The organism is Bifidobacterium sp. wkB344 (genome assembly GCF_003688305.1).
Taxonomy (GTDB): Bacteria; Actinomycetota; Actinomycetes; order Actinomycetales; family Bifidobacteriaceae; genus Bombiscardovia; species Bombiscardovia mizhiensis.
The window spans coordinates 205,530-226,006 of the sequence record NZ_NPOQ01000013.1 but is presented as its reverse complement, the minus strand read 5'-3'; the positions used below and the strand labels follow the sequence as shown (position 1 = coordinate 226,006).

The following is a 20,477-nucleotide window of genomic DNA, read 5'->3' as shown; positions in this document are numbered from 1 at the left end:
TATGTCCTGTCTCTGATCTTGTAACTGCTCTGAAGTTTGCCTTTTAGCGGGATGCCCGTCAGGCGGGCATCCCTGTGACTGGTGGTTCAGCGGTACTCCGGCTCGGGAGCTGACTGGTCGGCCTTGGCGGCGGCGTCCGGGCGGGCGCCGATGTTGAAGCCCAGGTCGTCGGAGGCGGCGTTGGGGTCGTCGTCCTCGTCCTTCATCTCGATCACGTTGCCTTCGGCGTTGAGCACCTCCACGTTCAGGGAGAGCGACTGCATCTCCTTGAGGAGCACCTTGAAGGACTCCGGAATGCCTGCCGCCGGGAGGTTCTCGCCGCGCACGATGGCGCCATAGGCCCGCACACGACCATCCACGTCGTCGGACTTGGTGGTCATCATCTCGTGCAGGGTGTAGGCGGCACCGTAGGCCTCCAGGGCCCAGACCTCCATCTCGCCGAAGCGCTGGCCGCCGAACTGGGCCTTGCCGCCCAGGGGCTGCTGGGTGATCATGGAGTAGGGGCCGGTGGACCGGGCGTGGATCTTGTCGTCCACCAGGTGGTGGAGCTTGAGCATGTACATGTAGCCCACGGAGATCGGCTTGGTGAAGGGCTCACCGGTGCGGCCGTCGTAGAGCACGGCCTTGCCATCGTCGCCCACCAGGCGCTCACCGTCACGGTTGGGCAGGGTGGTCTTGAGCAGACCGTTCAGAGCATCCTGACGCACACCGTCGAAGACCGGGGTGGCCACGGCGGTGCCGGGCTCGGCCTTCTCGGCTCCTGCCGGGATGTGCTTCTTCCACTCGGCCTCCAGGTTGGGATCCAGGCTGATGTCCCAGCCGGAGTGGGCGATCCACCCCAGGTGAAGCTCCAGAACCTGGCCCAGGTTCATTCGGGAGGGCACGCCCAGAGGATTGAGCATGATGTCGATGGGGGTGCCATCGGCCATGAAGGGCATATCCTCCTCGGGCAGGATCCTCGAGATGACACCCTTGTTGCCGTGGCGGCCGGAGAGCTTGTCACCCTGGGTGATCTTGCGGTGCTGGGCGATGTAGACCCGGATCATCCGGTTGACGCCGTTGGGCAGCTCGTCGCCGTCCTCCTCGGCATCCTCGCGGGTGACCTCCTTGACCTCGATGACCGTGCCGGTCTCGCCGTGGGGCACCCTGAGGCTGGTGTCGCGCACCTCGCGGCTCTTCTCGCCGAAGATGGCCCGCAGGAGCCGCTCCTCGGGGGTCAGCTCGGTCTCACCCTTGGGGGTGACCTTGCCAACCAGGATGTCGCCGGCCTCGACCTCGGCACCGATGCGGATGATGCCGCGCTCGTCAAGGTTGGCCACTGCATCCTCGCCCACGTTGGGCAGGTCCCGGGTGATCTCCTCGGCGCCCAGCTTGGTCTCGCGGGCGTCGGTCTCGTACTCCTCGATGTGGATGGAGCTCAGGGTGTCGTCCTGGACCAGACGCTGGGAGATGATGACGGCGTCCTCGTAGTTGTAGCCGTTCCAAGGCATGAAGGCCACCAGGAGGTTCTTGCCCAGGGCCATCTCGCCCTTCTGGGTGGCGGGGCCATCGGCCAGGACCGTGCCGGCCTCGACCCGCTCCCCATCCTTGATCAGGGGAACCTGGTTGTAGCAGGTGGTCTGGTTGGACCGCTGGAACTTGGCCAGCTTGTAGGAGGACTGGGTGCCGTCGTCATTCATGACACGGATGATGTCGGCGGAGACATAGGTGACCACACCCGGCTTCTCGGCCAGGATGACATCGCCCGAATCGATGGCGGAGCGCCACTCGGAACCGGTGCCCACCAGGGGACGCTCGGACTTGACCAGGGGGACGGCCTGACGCTGCATGTTGGTGCCCATCAGTGCTCGGTGGCCCTCGTCATGCTCCAGGAAGGGGATCAGGGAGGCGCCCACGGAAACCATCTGCCGGGGGGAGACATCCATCAGATCCACCTGGGAGACGGGCACATCCTTGGCCTCGGCCTCGGCATCACGAACCAGGGCCTCGTCCTCGACGAAGTGTCCGGTCTCGTCGATCTCCTGGTTGGCCTGGGCGATGGTGTGCTCGGACTCCTGGTCGGCGGTCATGTAGACCACGTCGTCGGTCACCTGGCCATCAATGACCTTGCGGTAGGGGGTCTCAATGAAGCCGAAGGGGTTGACCCGAGCGAAGGTGGCCAGGGAGCCGATCAGACCGATGTTGGGACCTTCAGGGGACTCGATGGGGCACATGCGTCCGTAGTGGGAGGGGTGCACATCGCGCACCTCCATGGAGGCGCGGTCGCGGGACAGGCCACCGGGGCCCAGGGCCGAAAGACGACGCTTGTTGGTCACACCGGCCAGCGGGTTGTTCTGATCCATGAACTGGCTCAGCTGGGAGGTTCCGAAGAACTCCTTGATGGTGGCATTGACCGGGCGGATGTTGATCAGGGACTGCGGGGTGATGGCCTCGGCGTCCTGGGTGGTCATCCTCTCGCGGACCACACGCTCCATACGGCTCAGGCCGGTGCGCAGCTGGTTCTGGATCAGCTCGCCCACCTGGCGGATGCGGCGGTTGCCGAAGTGGTCGATGTCGTCCACGTCAACCCGCAGCTCGATGTCCTGGCCGTCGCGGCGGCCGGGGAAGGTCTGCCCGCCGGCATGCAGGGTCACCAGATACTTCAGGGTGGCGATGATGTCCTCGGGATGCAGGCTGCGGTCGTTGAAATCGGCCTCAAGGCCCAGCTTGCGGTTGATCTTGTAACGACCGACCCGGGCCAGGTCATAGCGCTTGGTGTTGAAGTAGAAGGAGTCCAGCAGGTTGCGGCCGGCCTCGGGAGAGGCGGTGTCCGCAGGCCGGATCTTGCGGTAGAGGTCGGTCAGGGCCTCGTCCTGGGTCTCGATGGTCTCCTTCTCCAGGGCATCCAGCACCAGCGGGTAGCCCTTGAAGGCCTTGCGGATCTGCGGCTTGGTCATGCCGATGGCCATGAGGAAGACGATGGCGGACTGCTTGCGCTTGCGATCCACGCGCACGCCCAGCACATCGCGCTTGTCGATCTCGAACTCCAGCCAGGCGCCCCGGCTGGGGATGATCTTGGCCCCGAAAATCTCCTTGTCGGAGTTGCGGTCCTGGGTGCGGTCGAAGTAGACACCCGGGGAGCGGACCAGCTGGGAGACGATAACGCGCTCCGGGCCCCCGATAATGAAGGTGCCGTGAGGGGTCTGCAGCGGGAAGTCGCCCATGAAGACGGTCTGCGACTTGATCTCGCCAGTGTCCCCGTTTTCGAACTCGGCGTTCACATACAGAGGAGCCGAGTAGGTGTAGTCCTTCTCCTTGCACTCCTGAACCGTGTGCCGGGGCTCCTCGAAGTAGGGATCCGAGAAGGTCAGGCTCATGGTCTGGGCGAAGTTCTCAATGGGAGAGATCTCCTGGAAGACCTCATCCAGGCCGGAGACAGGGGCCACGGTATGGGTCCCGTTGACCTGATCCTCCTCGACCCGCTTCTTCCAGCGGTCGTTGCCGACCAACCAGTCGAAGCTATCGGTCTGCACGCCCAGGAGGTAGGGCACCTCGATGGGTTCGCGGATGGATCCGAAATTGACACGATCGGTGGCCTTGTGCAGTTTGATGTCGTGTTCGTCAGCGCGTGCCTGCGTAGTGGTGGTACTTCTTACAGCTTTATTGGCAGCCAAAATGGACGTTCCTTATCGCTCGCCGTACTCGATCATTCCTGTTACCCCAGGGAGATGCCGAATGGCCGCCATATGCCTATTCGCGGGCACCTCCTCGATGATGCATGCCCGCTATATGACACACCTCATGCAAAGACAAAACTATAGCAGACAATAACCATGGACGCAATCGGCGTGTCGTTTTTGGAAAGCTGCTATTGGACCATGACCGGCACTGGCTGGGAAACCACCCGTGGATTGGCCTTGAGGACCAGCTTGGCCTGGTAGGAGCCGGCATTGACGCGGGGCAGCTGATCGTCGGGCAGGCAGCTGTCCTGGCTGCTGTCGGCATTCCAGGTGATGGTCTGCACGTCCTTGTCGCCGGTGGCCATGAGCAGGGTGCGAGCCCCAACCGGACAGGCGTCGGAACGCCAGATGGTCTCCTCGCCGCTGGTGATAATCAGCACCCGGCCGCCGTCGGAGCCGTCCACCAGACAGGAGCCCGTTCCCTTGTGACGAATGGTCGCCGTAAAGTCGATGGATCCGCCGACCCCGGTACTGGGATCGGGCGCGGCCAGTTCCAAGGCCAAGTCCTCCTTGCCACAGTCAGGAGCTCCTGAGGAACGCTTCTTGCCGGAATCCTTCTTCTGCTTGTCTTTGTTCTTGGATTTGGTCTTCGAGCTCTGCTGGACACTGGTCGAGGTTCCCTGGGCCCCATTGCCTCCACGCAGTGCTCGGATGCCGGCCCCCACGCCCCAGACCAGACCAGCGCAGACCAGCAGGAAGAGCACCGCCAGCAGGGCGGCCGCAATCCTCCGGCGACGGTACATCCGCCGCTTCTTCTCGCTCATGCGTCGCTTGGCCATACTTCTCCAGTCTAATCGTCAGGGCGGCCTTCATTGCGGCAGACTCAGGAGGCCATCTGGGCCGATCTCCAGAAGGCCGTCCTCGTCCAGGGAGGCGATACACCGATCAAGTCGGATTTCGTCGTCGCACAGGGATTTCAGATCCTTCCTAGAGACGGGCGCGCCCGAAGCCTGTCGCAGTGCCTGGAGAATGGATCCGCGAATCTGCCGATCGGTGCCTGCGAAGCGCTGCCGGGGCCTGGTCCTGCCTGCACCCAGACCAGGCAGACCAGCCTTGAGGAAACGGCAATGGCCGGCCAGAGGACAGATGTCGCAGGCCGGCTTGCGGGCCACACAGACCGTGGCGCCCAGCTCCATAACGGCCTGATTCCATCGGGCCGAGGGCGGCTCCCGCCAGGCTGCCGACGGGATCTGCGGGTCAGCCGTTCCCGAGCTGTCGTCACCGTTCACGTGATGATCGGAAACTTCTGAATCTTCGTCCTCAGGCAGGACCTGCCAGGCCAGCTGGCGCTCCTCTCGGCTGGCAGCGCCCCCTTTGGATTCACGTCCCAGAAAGACCCTGGAGAGCACCCTGCGAATGTTGGTATCGATGACGGCGATCCTCTCGCCGTAGGCAAAACTCATGACAGCGCTGGCCGTATAGTCGCCGATGCCAGGCAGGGCCACCAGCTGGTCGTAGTCCCGGGGCAGCCGGTCTGCGTACTGACTGGCCACCTGCCGCGCGCACTCCTGTAGGCGCAGGGCTCGGCGCGGGTAACCCAACCTGCCCCAGGCCGTAATGACTTCAGCCTTGGGGGCGGCGGCCAGTGAGGCCGCATCCGGCCAGACTTTCATCCAGGCCGTCCAGTAGGGCACCACCCGACTCATCTGGGTCTGTTGGCTCATGACCTCGGAGACCAGGACCCCCCAGGGCGTGGTTCGCCCGAAGCGCCAGGGCAGGTCGCGGGCATATCGGCTCCACCAGTCGAACAGCCGCAGACGGATGGGCTCCGTCTCCGCCAAGGTCGTCTCCGCACGTTCCATGGGTCACACCGCCCTTCACCATCCGATTGCGCCTCATTCAACCGCCGTATTCTGCCCGACGGTGCCGACCGGCACTGCCTGGCCTGTCGTTTGGCGACGGTAGGTTGGCCTCATGAACAGGCAGGAACAGGAGCGGTCCGGCGACCCCTCGAAGGCCGTCGAAAGCATGTACGAGTACGGATACCGCAAATCGAATTATGGTCCCGACGAGCTGGTCACCGACGCCCACGGCAATCCCATATCGGTAGTGGATGCCCTGATGAAGGCCGATCAGGCCAGCCGGGTCAAGACCTCCACGCCCCACCTGTGCTACTACTCGCCGCGGATCCCCGGCAACACCGGCTCGGCCATCCGCCTATGCGCCGTGACCGGCACCATCCTGCATCTGATAGAGCCCCTGGGCTTCAACCTCAAAGACACCAAGCTGCGCAGGGCCGGCCTAGACTACCACGACATGGCCCACGTGGTCCTGCACCCGGACTTCGACGACCTGGTCCGCTCCATGCCCGACAGCCGAATCATCGCCTTCACCGCCCACGCCGACAAGCTCTACACCGAGGTCAGCTACCGGCCGGACGACATCCTCCTGTTCGGCCCCGAACCGGGCGACATCCCCGACCCCATGGAGATCATGGCCGGCCCTCACGTGGCCGAACAGGTCAGGCTGCCCATGCGGCCCAGCCTGCGCAGCCTGAACCTGACCAACTGCGCCTCCATCGCCATCTACGAGGCCTGGCGGCAGCTGGGATTCCAAGGTGGTCGCTGAACCCCGCGAGCGCACTCAGTTCTTGAAGCTGTGAATGGGCGCTGGGATGTGTCCGCCTCGATTGACGAAGTCCGCGCAGGAACGGGTATTGACCGGCACGACCGGCCCGCCGCCCATGAGCCCGCCGAACTCGGCCCACTCGCCCACCTGCTTGCCGATGACAGGAATGACCCTGACTGCGGTGGTCTTCTGATTGATCATGCCGATGGCCGCTTCGTCGGCGATAAGGCCCGAGATGGACTCGGCAGAGGTGTCCCCGGGGATGGGGATCATGTCCAACCCCACCGAGCAGACGCAGGTCATGGCCTCAAGCTTCTCCAGGGTCAGGCTCCCCTCTTGTGCAGCCTGGATCATGGCGGCGTCTTCAGACACGGGGATGAAGGCCCCGGACAGCCCGCCGACCGAGCTGGAAGCCATGATGCCGCCCTTCTTGACCTGATCGTTGAGGATGGCCAGGGCCGCAGTGGTCCCGGGGGCGCCCACCTGCTCCAGACCCATGGTCTGCAGGACCTCCCCCACTGAGTCTCCGACCGCCGGGGTGGGCGCCAGGGACAGGTCGATGATCCCGAAGGGCACATCCAGGCGGCGGCTGGCCTCCTGGGCCACCAGCTGACCCACGCGGGTGATCTTGAAGGCCGTACGTTGGATGGTCTCGCAGAGCTGCCCGAAGTCCGCTCCCTTGGCTGATTCAAGGGCGGTCTTGACCACGCCGGGCCCGGAGACCCCTACGTTGATGACGGCCGACCCCTGGCTGACCCCGTGGAAGCCACCGGCCATGAAGGGGTTGTCGTCCGGAGCGTTGCAGAAGACCACAAGCTTGGTACAGCCGGAGCTGTCTGAGTCGGCGGTGCTCTCGGCAGTGGCCTTGACGACCCGCCCCATCAGGGCCACAGCATCCATATCGATGCCCGTTCTGGTGGAACCCACGTTGACACTGGCGCAGACCCGTTCCGTCTGGCTCAGCGCCCTGGGCAGGGACTTGATCAGCAGCCGCTCGGCCGGAGTCATGCCCTTGCCAACCAGGGCCGAATAGCCGCCGATCAGGTTGACCCCGACCTCCTGGGCAGAGCGATCCAGGGCCTTGGCCACGGCTACATAGTCTTCCACCGTGTGGCAGGCGCCGGCGGCCACCAGGGAGATAGGAGTGACGGTGATGCGCTTGTTGACGATGGGAATGCCGTACTCACGGGCTATGGCATCGCCTGTGGACACCAGGTCGCCGGCCAGGGAGACGATCTTGCGATGGATGTTCCGACAGAGCATGTCCACATCACCGCTCACACAATCCAGCAGGCTGATGCCCATGGTGATGGTGCGCACGTCCAGGCGCTCCCGGTCGATCATGTCGTTGGTCTCAAGGACCTCGTCGCGTGTGATCATGGCCACCTCCTCAGACCCGGTGCATCCTGGTGAAGATCTCCTCGCGCTGGCAGCGGATGGAGACCCCGATCTCTTCTCCCAGGGATTCCATCCGCTGGCTCAGCGCGTCGAAATCATCCTTACAGGCGGTGCAGTCCACGATCATCATCATGGTGAAGAAGCCATCCAGAATGGTCTGCGAAATATCCAGCACATTGACACCCTGCTGGGAGAGGTCTGTGCAGACCTTGCCGATGATGCCGATGGCATCCTTGCCCACCACCGTGATGATCGCCTTGTCCATGACCGTCCTCCTCATCCACCTCGCCCTTGACCGGACCCCTGAAAACCGGGACCCCGCTCCCCCAGCTTAGAGGAGCGCCGGGAGAAGCGGGGTCGTAAGAGTCTGCAGTCCGATTCAGGATTCGCGCGCGGCCGCCGATGATGGCAGGGCGATCAGGGCTCTGGGGGCCTTGAATCCCTTGGAGGCGAATCGTTCGGCTATCTCACGGGCAAGATCGGAGCCCTTGCCGGCATCAGCCCGGGCGATGATGGATCCGCCGAACCCGCCGCCGGTCATGCGAGCCCCATAGGCCCCACCCTGACGTGCCGCATCCACGGCCTCATCCAGCTCCGGGCAGGTGACCTCGTAGTCGTCCCTCAGGGAGTCATGGGAGGCGTTGAACAGGCGGCCGGCCAGGACGTAATCGCCCCTGCCAAAGGCCTCGATAAAGCGGTCCACCCGTCCTATCTCGCTGACCACGTGGCGCACCCGCCGACGCATGGTCTCATCGGGCAGCTGCTCCAGCAGGGCAGCCAGGGCGGATGGGGGATCAGCAGCGCCATTGACCTGGTCTGCCACCTGGCGCAGGTTGGCCACCCCCAGCAGATGTGCCGCCTGCTCGCAGGTGGCCCGCCGCTGATCGTATTGGCCATCGTTGAGCTGGTGCTGGGCCCTGGTGTCGACGACCAGCAGCTCCAGGCCCGCAGCCTCCAGGTCGAAGGGGACCTGGCGCACATTGCTCATGGCATCCAGTTCTGGCCGGCAGTCCAGCCGCAGGGCGCAACCGGATCGACACCGCATGGAGGCGCTCTGATCCATGCCACCAGTGGAGGCTCCGGCCATATCGTTCTCCGACGTAATGGCAGCCTGGACCAGCCTGACCCGGCCAGCCTCGTCGCCGCCCAGTCCCAGATCGAACAGGTCATCCAGGGCCAGTGCCACGGCACAGGTCATGGCCGCCGAAGAGCTCAACCCGGACCCCACGGGCACGCAGGAGGCCAGGGCCAGGTCGAACCCTCGAACCTGAGGGAAGCCGTCCCGCTGCAGGGCCCAGGCCACACCTACCGGATAGGCCGCCCATCCGCTCACTCCCCGAGCCTGAAGACCATCCAGATCAGCCTGGACCGGATGCTCCGGATCCATGGTGGAGACCAGACGGACCCGGCTGTCCGTCCTGGGACTGACGGCCACATAGGTACGGTGGGGCAGGGCGATGGGCAGGCAGAGCCCGGCGTTGTAATCCGTGTGCTCACCGATTAGGTTGACCCGGCCGGGGGCGCTCCAGACGCCCTGAGGATCCCCTCCATAGACCTTTTGGAAGAGCTCCCGGGCCTTGGTGGCCCCTTGGCCGTCCGCACCCTGGGTCCAGGCCTGCATGAATTCCACTGTCGTCGTCATTGATTCTCTCCATTCTCCAGGTCCAGGGGCCCCAGCTGGCGGAAACGGTCGGCGATCCGCTCAGGGGTGGTGTCCGACACCCAGGCAGCCATGCCTGACTCGGATCCGGCAAGATACTTGATTTTGTCCACGGCCCGACGGAAGGAGAAGAACTGCAGGTTGAGCCGGTAGTCCTCCCGCCGCGGATCGTGCAGCGGTGCCTGGTGCCAGGCGGCGATGTAGGGCAGATCCATCCCCTTGCCGTCGCCCTTGTCAAAGAAGGCGTTGCCCCTCTTGAGCAGGGTGGAATACATGACGGCCAGGTCCCAGCGCTCCTGGTCGTTGAGCTGGTCCAGGCTCAGGATCCCGTCGCGGACGGGGGCCAGGTGGACCTCCAAGGGCCAGCGGGCGGCCGCAGGCACATAGGCCACCCAGGTGGCGTTGCGGAAGACCACCCGCCGTCCGGAGTCCAGCTCGGCCTTGAGGATATCCGCCAGGAGGTTGCCGCCGGTGCGCTCCCGGTAGTCGGCGCACTGCCTCAACTCCTGCTCCAGCCGGGGGGCGATGAAGGGGTAGCAGTAAATCTGTCCGTGGGGGTGGGCCAGGGAGACGCCTATTTCCTGGCCGTGGTTCTCGAAGGGGAAGATCTGTTCGATGCCCTCCATGGTCGAGATCTCAGCAGTCCGGAAGGCCCAGGCCTCCACCACCGTCCGCAGACGGGAAACCGGCAGATCGGCAGGCAACGCGTGCTCATCAGGGTCGAAGCAGACCACCTCGCAGCGCCCGTTGGCCTCGCGCACCGGCCAGAGGGGGTTGCCGTCCACCAGGGAGGGCTGGTCGGCCGCCTGGGTATTAGGCACCTGCATCATGGAGGGGAAACGGTTCTCGAAGACCGCCACGTTGTAGTCCACATCGGGGATCTCCCCATCCTGGTAGGGATCCCCAGGCTTTCTGGCGGCCAGGGGGTTGCCCTTGGCGGTGGCCTGCGGACCGGCGGTGATGGGCCGGTTCATCCGGGCCGTGGCCATGGGAATCCAGTCGCCGGTCAGAGGGTCCCGGCGCATCTGCGGCGGCTGGAAGGGCACCGTCCTGCCCTCCTGATCCTGATGGGGGGCGAACCGGTCGGTCAGCGGACGGGGATCGTCCAGACGCCTGGTCCTGCGGCCGGAGACGTACTCAGGATCATCGTCCAGGTAGAAGAACCGGCGCCCGTCGGCCAGCCTGGTGGGGGTGATGCGGATATGCTCCCTGGCGTAGTCGCCGGGAACATACCGCTGAGGGACATACTGCTCTGACTTCATGCTGCTCCTTCATCGTCCGTGATGATTGACAATCCATGGCAACCAGCTATGGCAACCCGCGCACCCCAGTGTGACCGGCCGCTCATTGAGCCTGATCCTCAGACCCCTCGGTGGGTTGAGCCTGGCCTTCCTCGGGGTTGACCGGCACCAACACCAGCCGCTTGACCAGGGAGCGGGTGGCCTCGGCCGACTCCTGGTCCAGCTGGTCGTCGGTGATGACGGTGTCCACCTGGTCGAAGGAGGCGAACAGGGACAGGGAGGTGCAGCTCCACTTGGTATGGTCGGTCAGGATGATGGTCCGGTCGGCGATGTCCATCAGCGCCATATCGGTGGCCGCCTCCAGGGAATTGGGCATCAGGAAGCCGCGTGGGATGGAGACCGAGTGGGTCCCCAGAAAGACCGTGTTGACCCGCAGGGAGGCGATGACCTTATCCGCAATGGGGCCTACCAGTGAGTTGGACCGGGTGATGACGCCGCCGGTGACGATGACCTCCACGTCCTTGCTCTCCATGGCCTGAACCAGCTCGGCCACGGGGATGGAATTGGTCAGCAGGGTCACGCCGGCGCACTGACGGCTCTCCAGGAGGTGCTGGGCGAAGACATAGGCCGTGGTTCCGCCGCCGATGGCGATGACGTCGCCCGGGGAGACATAGTCGATGGCGTGACGGGCGATGGTGTCCTTGAGGCCCATGTCCATCTGCGACTTGACCGAGAAGAGCGGCTCAGCCAGCAGCGAGCTGGTGGTGACGGCCCCTCCGTGGACCCTCTTGAGCAGGCCCTTGTCCGCCAGGTCGGCAATGTCCCGACGGATGGTCATGGCGGAAACGCCCAGCTCCTTGGAGAGGGCGGTGATACGGACTGCGCCACGAGTACGCAACCGGTTCAATATCAGGTGTTGGCGTTGTGACGATATCATTCGAACATTATCGCACACATTCGCCCAAATTGGCAAGCCGGCCATTGGACTGTGGTCGCGGTCCAAAAACAGGAGCGAACGATCAATGTTCCTTCGATACCCCGACCATTCTTCCATATGCCAGAGGCCTGCCGCGGCTATTCCAGCAATCTGTCAACCAAGGCACATTCTGTCTTCAAGTCGCCCACAAGGGCCTGCGGGGTCGCCTGAGAAAGCGAACACGATGGCGATGCAATGTCAGTTTCGATGGGTCAACCGTTCAAGTCCCCACAGGGTCACCTGTACCATGGCCTCCAGAACGATCCCGGCATCCATCTTCGAGCTGCCGCGAACCCGCTCCACGAAGACTATAGGCACTTCGACGACGCTCAGACCCATGGCCTGGACCCGACGCAGCATATCCACCTGGAAGACGTAGCCGCTGGAGCGGACCCTTCGCAGATCGATCCGCCTGAGCACATCCGCTCGATAGACCCGCAGGCCGGCGGTCATGTCACGCACTGAGGATCCCAGGGCGGTGCGGGCATACCAGGATCCCATACGCGAGATCAGGTCCCGATACCAGGGCCAATGTTGAGTGCGGCCTCCGCGCACCCGGCGTGAACCGATGACCAGATCCGGATGCGCCTCACCTCGGGCCACCGCCAGCATCCTGGCCAGATCCTGGGGTCGATGGGAGCCATCCATGTCCATCTCGCAGATCAGGCCATAGCCATGCCCCAAAGCCCAGCGGAAACCCTGCACATAGGCAGGGCCCAACCCGCGGCGGTCATGCCGATGGAGGACGTGCACGCGAGGGTCGCGCTTGGCCATATCCTCGGCCTTGGCACCGGTGCCGTCCGGGGAGTTGTCGTCGACGACCAGAACATCGACTTCCGGGCAGCAGGCCAGCAGCTGTGGAAGGGTCACTCCGATATTGTCAGCCTCTTGATACGTAGGCATGACCACAATGGTCCCTGCTCCACCACGAACAGCGTCCATGGCCGCTCTCAGCGTGCGATGCCGTAGGCCCCGCGCCGGTATGGCTCAGGGTAGGGGGCCTGCTGAGCGGACAGCCCCAGTTTGTAGGCGGCCCTGAGCGGCCAGTAGGGGTCGCGCAGACTGGCTCGACCGATCTCGACCGCATCGGCCAGACCCTTGCGTACGATCCGGTCAGCCTGCCTGGGCTTGGTGATCAGCCCCACCGCTGTGGTGGGAATCAGCACCTGACTGCGCACCTGGTAGGAGAAGGGCACCTGGTAGTTGGGAGCGGCTGGGATCTTCACGCCTGGCACCAGACCCCCGGTGGAAACGTCAATCAGATCCACCCCGTGCAGCTTGAGCACCTTGGCGGTGCGGATGGTCTCGTCCAGACCCCATCCGCCAGTGGCCCAGTCGGTGGCGGACATGCGCACCAGCAGGGGCATGCCCGAGGGAATGACCTCGCGCACCGCATCGGTCACCTGGATTAGCAGGCGCATTCTGCCGGACAGGTCACCCCCGTACTCGTCGCTGCGTCGGTTGATCAGGGGATCCAGGAATTGTGAAAGCAGGTAGCCGTGGGCGGCGTGCAGCTCCACTCCCAGGAAGCCGGCTTGAACGGCTCGCACGGCAGCGGAACGGAAGTCAGCCACAATGGAGGCTATCTGCGCCCGCGAGAGCTGAACCGGGACCGCCATCCTCCCGAAGGCGATGGGGCTGGGACCCACGGGCTGCCAGCCTCCTTCGGCCACGGGCACGGTGGCGTTGATATAGCCCATGGAGGAGCACCCGGAGGAACCCTTGCGCCCCGAATGGTTGAGTTGGACGATGGGGACGGCTCCAGCGGCCTTGACATCCCGGACGATGCCCTGCCAGGCCCTGGTCTGCTCGTCATCCCATAGCCCCACATCGCAGGGAGAGATCCGCCCCTGGGGATTTACAGCCGTGGCCTCCCCGATGACGACCCCGAAGCCGCCTAGGGCCCTGGATACATAGTGCTGATAGTGGAAGTTGGTAGGAACCCCGTCATGCCGCAGGGACGAATAGGTGTCCATGGGCGGCATCCAGATCCTATTGCGGATGTGCTGGTCGCGCAGTTCCATGGGCTGGAAGAGCGCAGGCAGGGCCGTCTCCCGCCTTTTTCCTGATTTTGATTTCCTGGCCTTTTTGACTCTTTTGGCCTTCTTGTCCTTCTTGGACGATTTGATCCCCTTGGCAGCCTTGCCAGTCTTCTTCTTGCTGTCGGCGGCATCCGGCTCAAAGGGCCAGATCGGTTTGGAAACATCCAACCTACCGGAGCCGCTCACCGGCCCCGGCATCACCTGATCCTCATGAACCCGGCCGTCGGCCCGAGGGGCCTTGTCATCCAGCTCTGAATATTCCTGGACCATCTGTTCCTGCCTCTCCCGGCGGACGGCCGTACCCCTCGTGGTCCCGCCCGTCGACGAATCCCTAATGGTCTCCATTGTAAGCACAGCCTCGCTCGGGTCCCAGCCGGAACCCATCAAGCGGATCAGGCCAGGTACTAGTCAGCCGCTTGCACGCTCTGAGTCGCTTCCGAAGTGAGCCCCTCGCTCTGCGGCTCCTGCACGCCTACACCACGGGTCATCTGACGCTGCTGCATCGGGGCCGACTGCTGAGGCTGGACCCCGCCGGTAAAGCGAGCGTCGGGGTTGCCGTAGGAGTTGTCCGGTTGAATGTTTGCAGCGGCCAGGTAGGTGTTCATGAACTCCTTCCATGCCGGGGTGGCGATGTACATGCCGTACCAAGTGCCCATGGACCGTCCGTTGATGACCTTGCCATTGAAGGAGACCTGGCCCTCAGCATTGCCCACAGTGACGAAGGAGGCCACCTGGGGCACGAATCCGCCGGTCAGCATGTACTTGTCCTCATGGGTGCCCGTCTTGGCGAAGGTCTTGCGGCCCCCGTCCAGTTGGGTCACGGCCGCCTCGCCTCCGGGCTGGACCACGCCCTGGTTGAGGGCATAGGCGGTGGTCTCGGCGATGCCCGGGTCGATGGCCTGATGGCAGTTGGCCTTGGGCACCTTGATGGACCGCTTGTTCTTATCGATCACCTTGGTCATGGCGATAGGGCTGCAGGCCACGCCCTTGGCGGCGATGGTGGCGTAGACGTTGGCCATGGTCAGCGGGGAGGCCTGGACCGATCCGATGGTCATGGGCGGCTGGAAGCTGTTGTCTGAGTGGATGTCCATCTGGTCCTTGGGCGAATTGTGGTAGCCCATGTCCTTGGCTGTGTCCGCTATGCTGCACAGGCCAATCTGCTGGGCCATGGAGGCCTGGGTGGTATTGTGCGAGCGGATCAGGCCCTGGAGGGGACTCTCCGGCGAAGTGGTGCCGCCGCCCGAGTTCTCAACGTGCCAGCTGCCAGTGCCGAATCCGTAGGAGGTACCGTCAGCCGTCTTGCAGGCGAAGGCGGTCTGCGGATAGCTGGTAGAGGTGCGCAGGGGCTGATTGATGGACTTGCCGGCCTTCATCCAGGCCACCAGATTGATGGGTTTCCAGGTGGAGCCCACGGGGAAACCCCAGCCGCCGCCGTCCTGCTGGTCCACTGCATAGTTGATGGCCGTGCGGGTGCCACCGCCGGAGTTCTGGGTGGCATCGTAAATGCGGTTGATGCCGAAGCCCAAAACCTCGCCGGTACCCGGGCGAATGGCCGCCATCGTGACTTCGAAGCCGGTCGGATCATCCACGGGGATGGTGTCCCGAGCCGCCTTCATGGCTGCGGCGTTGGCATTGACGTCCATGGTGGTGTAGATGTCCAAGCCGCCTTCCTTGAGGAGCTTGTTGCGATCCTCCTGGCTCTTGCCGAACTCCTTGGAGTTGAGGATCTGCTTGGTCACGTAGTCGCAGAAGAAGGCCGCGTCCCCGGCCGCCTGGCAGCCGGCGTCCGCAGACTGCACATGCAGCATCTGATCCAGCGGCTTGGCCTTGTTCTCCTCATACTGACGCTGGCTGATGTAGTTCTCCTGCCTCATCAGATCCAGGACGATGTTCCGCTGCTCCTGAGCGGCCTTGATATTGACGGTTGGGTCGAAGCGTGCGGGATTCTTGGTCACGGCGGCGATGGTGGCCGACTCGCCCGGATCCAGCTCCTTGGCCGACTTGCTGAAATAGCGCCTGGCCGCCGACTCAACCCCGTAGACGTTGGTTCCGAACTGGGCGATATTCAAGTACCCTTGAAGAATCTCGGCCTTGGAGTACTTCTTCTCCATCTGCACCGCTATCAGCATCTCCCGCATCTTGCGGGCTATGGTCTCCTCCTGGGCGTGGTACTCAGCGATGGGGTCGTTGTTTTCCTCGGCCTGGTTCATGAGCACGTTCTTGACGTACTGCTGGGTCAGGGAGGAACCACCTTGGGTGTCACCCTGCTTGATGTAGGTCTGGATGAAGGCCCTGAGCACGCCCTGGGTATCCACGCCCGCATGCTCGAAGAAACGACGGTCCTCACGGGCCACCACGGCCTTCTGCATGTAGTCAGAAACATCCTTGATGGGTACCACAATCCGGTTTTGCGCGTAGAAAGTGGCGATGACGGTATGCCCGTCGGAGGCGTAAAGGCGGGACTGCTGGGGCAGATCATTGACGTTGAAGTCGATGTTCTCCGTCTTCAGGGCAGGCATCAGATTCTTGGAGACGGCGTTGATGCCGAAGACTGCGGGGAACAGAAAACCAGAGACGACCACGCCACCTGCGACGCAGAAGATGAGGTAAGCCAGCAGCAGCGTGAAAAAGCGCCTGACCGACATGGATTTCTTTTGTTCGGGCATGGTCTCCATCCTAGGCCGTTGGCTCTACCGGACAGCGGCGTTCACATGCGTGAGCGTCGAATCAGCGGTCCTGGCTGGAAAATGATGATGGTACGGCCCTTGCGAGAGATCCATCCCCGGTTGGAGAAGTCCATCAGGGCCTTGTTGACGGTCTCCCGTGAGGCACCGACCAGCTGGGCCAGCTCCTCCTGAGTCAGATCGTAAGGGACCATCAGCCCCTGCTCGAAGGGTTCGCCGAAGCGCGTGGCCAGATCCAGCAGGGTCTTGGCCAGACGGGCCGGCACGTCCAGGAAGACCAGGTCGGAGATGCGCTCGTTGTCGGTCCGCAGGCGGTGGGCCAACACCTGGAGCATGTCCACAGCCACCTTGGGGTGCTGATTGAGCCAGTCAAAGAGAGCATCGTGATCCAGGGCAGCCACCTTGGTCTTGTTGACCATGACCACAGCCGAGGCGGTACGCGGCCCGCCGGAGGGGTCAAAGACGGGAATCTCGCCCAGGATCTCCCCACGTCCATGGATACTGAGCAGCTGGATGCGGCGGTCGGGCGACTGGCGAACCAGCTTGACCCTGCCCTCCTCCAGCAGATACATCCGGTGGTCGGTGTCCCCCTGCCGGAAGACCGTGGACCCCTTGGCATAAGTGGACTCGTGCATGGTGTCCAAAAGCTGGTCGGCATCCTGCCTGGGCACCTGTTTGAATAGGGCGGTCTGCCTGAGGGCGTTCCCGTCATCGGGAATCTCGTTGGGCTTGTGAACCGCCATACTCCGCACTCCTTTTCGCCATGTCTGGCGGGTCTGCACCGACTCACGCATGGTTGATGACCTCACGCCGGGTTCGACGCGACTGAGCACGATTATACCCACACACATCAACCCCCTCGCCTGTCATGCAATCTGGGCGGTCCACTCCCCACGGCCGTAGCGCTGCTGGGCCAGGGTGCGGGCCCGTTGCTCAACCTCGGGCGCAGGACTTGATATGCGAAGATCCGACACCAGGGAGGGCAGGGTGTCCAGAAGGGCATCGATCAGAGATTGACGGGTCAGACTGGTCTGCCTGTCGATGGGATCCACCCGGCTTTTGACCGAGTTCACGGCCTTGTCGTGGAATTTCGCCGGGTCCACGTTGAGTACCTGGGCCATCAGATCGGCATCCACCGAGTAGGAAAGGGTGGTGTGGTGGAGCAGTCCGCCCGGTCCGCGGGAGCCTGCCGGCAGTCTGCGCTGGGCGGCGCCCCCCATCTTGCCCCGCGGGGAGGCGATGTCATTCATGCCCTGCCAGCCCGCCTGAATCCCTTGCATGCGCAGACCACGAACCAGCCAATAGTCGCAGATCCGGTAGGAGTCGATCAGGTCGGTCCCCTTGACGAAGTCCAGGGGCAGATAGAGGGAATAGGTGATGGCCCGGTCGGGCTGGATGACCATGGTGCCACCGCCGGTACAGCGGCGAACCAGGGTAAAGCCCAGACTGCGCGCCCGCTCCACGTGGACCTCCCGGCTCAGGGACTGGAAGCGTCCCAGGATCACCGCTGGCGCCGCCCAGTTCCAGATGCGCAGGGTGGGTGGCAGCTGGCCCTGGGCCACGGCATCATTGAGAGCCTGATCCATGGCCATCTGCATGGCCGGCTGACGTGGACGGTCCCTGATCAGGTCCAGCTTCAGGCCAGACCAACGGCGGCGGCATTCGACCTCGTCCGGCTGCGACTGTTGAAAAGACGCCTGGTCGGGCTCCTCGTGCCTGTGGATGACCAGCCCAGACGGCAGGGCGCGCTCCAGTGCAGTCACTAGGGTCCATGGGGACACGCCGACAACCCGTTGGCCATCCCCTTCTGCCATGATCCTGCCCAGCCGCTTCAGAGCCAGACCAGGATCCAAGGGCAGCGGGATACGGCAAATTGCGGATTCCAGCCGGGATACCGGCCCATGATCATCCTCGGATTCACGGGACGCGGTAGGAGCCGGCTCCGTAAAGAAGTCGCCGTCAATCCTGCAGGAAGTGATGACTGGACGGGAGTCTGCCCCCCGGCCCAAGGTCAGGGTTACGCCCGCAAGTTTACCGCCCATCTGCTTGCCGACGCCGCGCAGAGGGGCCGGATTCAATCCGTCAACTCCCATCCGCGAGCGTCACGATGCCAGAAGGAGCCGGTTGAAGATGTCAGAATCAGGATGCCTTCGATCAGCCCCCAGATTATGGCGATGGTCGGCCCAATGAAGAAGAAGAGGAAGCCGATCAGGGTGAGCATGAGCTGAGCCACACCCCGGCCGGTTCTGCCCAGGTAGAAGTTGCCCACGCCGAAGCAGCCCAGAAAGATGCTGAGCAGACCTGCCGCCAACTTGCTGTGCGGAGTGGGTGATATTGGATAGGGACTCCTGCCGGTGGGCATAGCCCCTGGATACCCACCCTGGGGCATGCCCGGATAGGACCAAGGCATAGGAGCCTGCGGGGGATACTGCCGGCCAGGATATTGATTGCCTGGATACTGACCTGTTGGGTATTGATTGCCCGGATACCCACTCGGTGGGTACTGGCCAGACGGGTACTGGCCGGGATAGCCCGGTCCCGGCTGATAGGGCCTTGGCGGATTCTGGCCCCCAGGATACTGGCCACCGGAATACTGCCCACCATGATATTGCTGACCGGTTGGATATTGTTGACCAGCTGGATACCCGGCGGTCGGATACTGACTGGGCTGATAGGGCCCTGGCTGATACGCCCCAGGATACTGGCCACCGTTCTGAGGGGCAAACGGGTATCCGGCATTGGCTCTCTGCCCTGTCAGATACCCACCATGCGAATACTGACTCGTGGGATACTGACCGGAGGAATACTGACCGGTCTGATACGGATTCTGATTCCCACCGCCAAGATCAGGGCCAGCGGGATAGCCCGAAGCCTGTTGCTGCCCGTCGACGGCATCTGGACCTGACTGGCCCGGCTGCGCTGATTTGGCAGCGGCATCTCCCCCGGCAGGCTCCTGTTGCTCGGGCGAAACCTGCGGGGACGGGGAGGGACCGAAGCCGGGATTCCCTGTCGGCATATCGCTGGGCTGCCGGTCGTCCGGCTGGGGGGCATCATCCATAGTCATGCCCTCCAGTCTAGCCGCCATCCGGCCCGATCACAGTCGGCTTAGGATATCTCTGCCGATCTGCTCCGTGCTCCGCTGGGTGGAGCCGGAGCGTTCGATGTCGTCCTCCACGGCCCGTTCGATGCTGGCCGCCTCGTCCTCAAAGCCCAGATGATCCAGGAGCATCCCGGCCGAGAGAATGGCGGCCGTGGGGTTGGCGATCCCCTTGCCGGCGATGTCGGGGGCGGATCCGTGGATGGGTTCGAACATGGATGGGTAGGTGCCCGAGGCGTTGATGCAGCCGGAGGCCGAGTAGCCCACGCCTCCCACCACAGCCCCCGCCTCATCCGTGAGGATGTCGCCAAAGAGGTTGTCGGTCACGATCACGTCGAAGCGGCTGGGCTCGGTCACCAGGAATATGGTGGAGGCATCGATGTGCAGGTACTCGCGCTCCACGTCGGGGTACTCCTGACCCACCTGGTCGACCAGCCGCTGCCACATGTCTCCCGCATTGGTCAGCACGTTCTTCTTATGAACCAGAGTCAGACGACGGCGACGCTTCATAGCCAGCTGGAAGGCGTAGCGGATGACCCGTTCCGCCCCGTATGCCGTGTTGATGGAGACTTCGGTGGCCACCTCTTGTGGGGTGCCCCGGCGAATGGATCCGCCGGCCCCGGCATAGAGCCCCTCGGTGCCCTCACGCACGACCACGAAGTCGATGTCACCCGGGTTGGCCAGGGGCGACACCACGCCCTTGTAGAGCTTGGATGGCCGAAGGTTGACATACTGATCCAGCTCGAAACGCATTTTGAGCAGCAGTCCCCGCTCCAGGATGCCGGCCTTGATACGGGGGTCGCCGATGGCCCCCAGGAGGATGGCATCCTGCTGCTTGAGCCGGTCCAGATCCTCGTCGGGCAGAATGGCTCCATCGCGCAGGTAGCGCTCAGCGCCCAGGTCGAAGTCCTCATAGCGGATATCAGCCTTGCCCCGGGTCACCTTCTCCAGCACAGCCTGAGCCTGGGGAACGATCTCCTTGCCGATGCCGTCACCGGCAATGACCGCAATGTGATATGTTTTCTGCTTGCTATTTGTCATACCCCGAGCATAACGAGCCTGCCAGGGCCCTTTCCCGACCCCGACCGAATC

General features: G+C 63.7%; 17 protein-coding genes. 2 read left to right on the top strand and 15 right to left on the bottom strand.

The genetic code is table 11. The features are described from left to right. Positions 1-86: 86 nt before the first annotated feature. From rpoB to CI601_RS04380, 3 genes are all read right to left on the bottom strand, one after another. Positions 87-3,653, bottom strand: a complete 3,567-nt coding sequence (gene rpoB / locus CI601_RS04390) for a DNA-directed RNA polymerase subunit beta (RefSeq protein ID WP_121914442.1) — start codon at positions 3,651-3,653, stop codon at positions 87-89. Positions 3,654-3,847: 194 nt separating this feature from the next. Continuing rightward, positions 3,848-4,498, bottom strand: coding sequence for a hypothetical protein (locus CI601_RS04385; protein WP_121914441.1), 651 nt, complete (start codon positions 4,496-4,498; stop codon positions 3,848-3,850). Positions 4,499-4,528: 30 nt separating this feature from the next. Then, positions 4,529-5,521: an A/G-specific adenine glycosylase gene (locus CI601_RS04380; RefSeq protein WP_121914440.1), complete on the bottom strand. Its 993-nt coding sequence runs from the start codon at positions 5,519-5,521 to the stop codon at positions 4,529-4,531. A gap of 112 nt (positions 5,522-5,633) precedes the next feature. On the opposite strand from CI601_RS04380, the gene CI601_RS04375 reads away from it, so the two are divergent. Next, positions 5,634-6,287, top strand: coding sequence for a tRNA (cytidine(34)-2'-O)-methyltransferase (locus CI601_RS04375; RefSeq protein ID WP_121914439.1), 654 nt, complete (start codon positions 5,634-5,636; stop codon positions 6,285-6,287). A gap of 15 nt (positions 6,288-6,302) precedes the next feature. On the opposite strand, the gene CI601_RS04370 is transcribed toward CI601_RS04375, so the two are convergent. The 11 genes from CI601_RS04370 to CI601_RS04320 form a co-directional block, all read right to left on the bottom strand. After that, on the bottom strand, positions 6,303-7,667 hold the full coding sequence (locus CI601_RS04370; RefSeq protein WP_121914438.1) for a PFL family protein: 1,365 nt from the start codon (positions 7,665-7,667) through the stop codon (positions 6,303-6,305). A gap of 10 nt (positions 7,668-7,677) precedes the next feature. Further along, positions 7,678-7,950 carry an ACT domain-containing protein gene (locus CI601_RS04365; protein WP_024627463.1) on the bottom strand — a complete coding sequence of 91 codons (273 nt, stop codon included), beginning with the start codon at positions 7,948-7,950 and terminating at the stop codon, positions 7,678-7,680. A gap of 114 nt (positions 7,951-8,064) precedes the next feature. Continuing rightward, positions 8,065-9,327: a galactokinase gene (gene galK, locus CI601_RS04360; protein ID WP_121914437.1), complete on the bottom strand. Its 1,263-nt coding sequence runs from the start codon at positions 9,325-9,327 to the stop codon at positions 8,065-8,067. Continuing rightward, on the bottom strand, positions 9,324-10,607 hold the full coding sequence (gene galT / locus CI601_RS04355) for a galactose-1-phosphate uridylyltransferase (RefSeq protein ID WP_121914436.1): 1,284 nt from the start codon (positions 10,605-10,607) through the stop codon (positions 9,324-9,326). The genes galK and galT overlap by 4 nt, the downstream gene beginning before the upstream one ends. Before the next feature lie 82 nt (positions 10,608-10,689). Next, a complete protein-coding gene (locus tag CI601_RS04350) occupies positions 10,690-11,541 on the bottom strand; it encodes a DeoR/GlpR family DNA-binding transcription regulator (RefSeq protein ID WP_183129747.1) in 852 nt (283 codons plus the stop codon). 219 nt (positions 11,542-11,760) lie between these two features. Beyond that, positions 11,761-12,504, bottom strand: coding sequence for a polyprenol monophosphomannose synthase (locus CI601_RS04345; RefSeq protein ID WP_121914435.1), 744 nt, complete (start codon positions 12,502-12,504; stop codon positions 11,761-11,763). 8 nt (positions 12,505-12,512) lie between these two features. Beyond that, a complete protein-coding gene (locus tag CI601_RS04340; RefSeq protein ID WP_183129746.1) occupies positions 12,513-13,874 on the bottom strand; it encodes an NADH:flavin oxidoreductase/NADH oxidase in 1,362 nt (453 codons plus the stop codon). A gap of 134 nt (positions 13,875-14,008) precedes the next feature. Further along, on the bottom strand, positions 14,009-16,270 hold the full coding sequence (locus CI601_RS04335; protein ID WP_121914434.1) for a transglycosylase domain-containing protein: 2,262 nt from the start codon (positions 16,268-16,270) through the stop codon (positions 14,009-14,011). Between the two features lie 41 nt (positions 16,271-16,311). Next, positions 16,312-17,031, bottom strand: a complete 720-nt coding sequence (locus CI601_RS04330) for a Crp/Fnr family transcriptional regulator (protein ID WP_024627458.1) — start codon at positions 17,029-17,031, stop codon at positions 16,312-16,314. 123 nt (positions 17,032-17,154) lie between these two features. Next, entirely contained in the window at positions 17,155-18,381 is a 1,227-nt protein-coding gene (locus CI601_RS04325; protein WP_121914433.1) for a biotin/lipoate A/B protein ligase family protein, read from the bottom strand. Next, positions 18,363-18,650, bottom strand: a complete 288-nt coding sequence (locus tag CI601_RS04320; protein WP_024627456.1) for a TM2 domain-containing protein — start codon at positions 18,648-18,650, stop codon at positions 18,363-18,365. Before CI601_RS04320 ends, CI601_RS04325 begins: the two co-directional genes overlap by 19 nt. A gap of 111 nt (positions 18,651-18,761) precedes the next feature. Between CI601_RS04320 and CI601_RS04315 the strand changes: the two genes are divergently transcribed. After that, a complete protein-coding gene (locus tag CI601_RS04315) occupies positions 18,762-19,193 on the top strand; it encodes a hypothetical protein (RefSeq protein WP_121914431.1) in 432 nt (143 codons plus the stop codon). Between the two features lie 189 nt (positions 19,194-19,382). Here CI601_RS04315 and CI601_RS04310 read toward each other — a convergent pair whose 3' ends face one another. Beyond that, positions 19,383-20,426, bottom strand: a complete 1,044-nt coding sequence (locus tag CI601_RS04310) for a 3-isopropylmalate dehydrogenase (RefSeq protein WP_024627454.1) — start codon at positions 20,424-20,426, stop codon at positions 19,383-19,385. Positions 20,427-20,477: the final 51 nt, after the last annotated feature.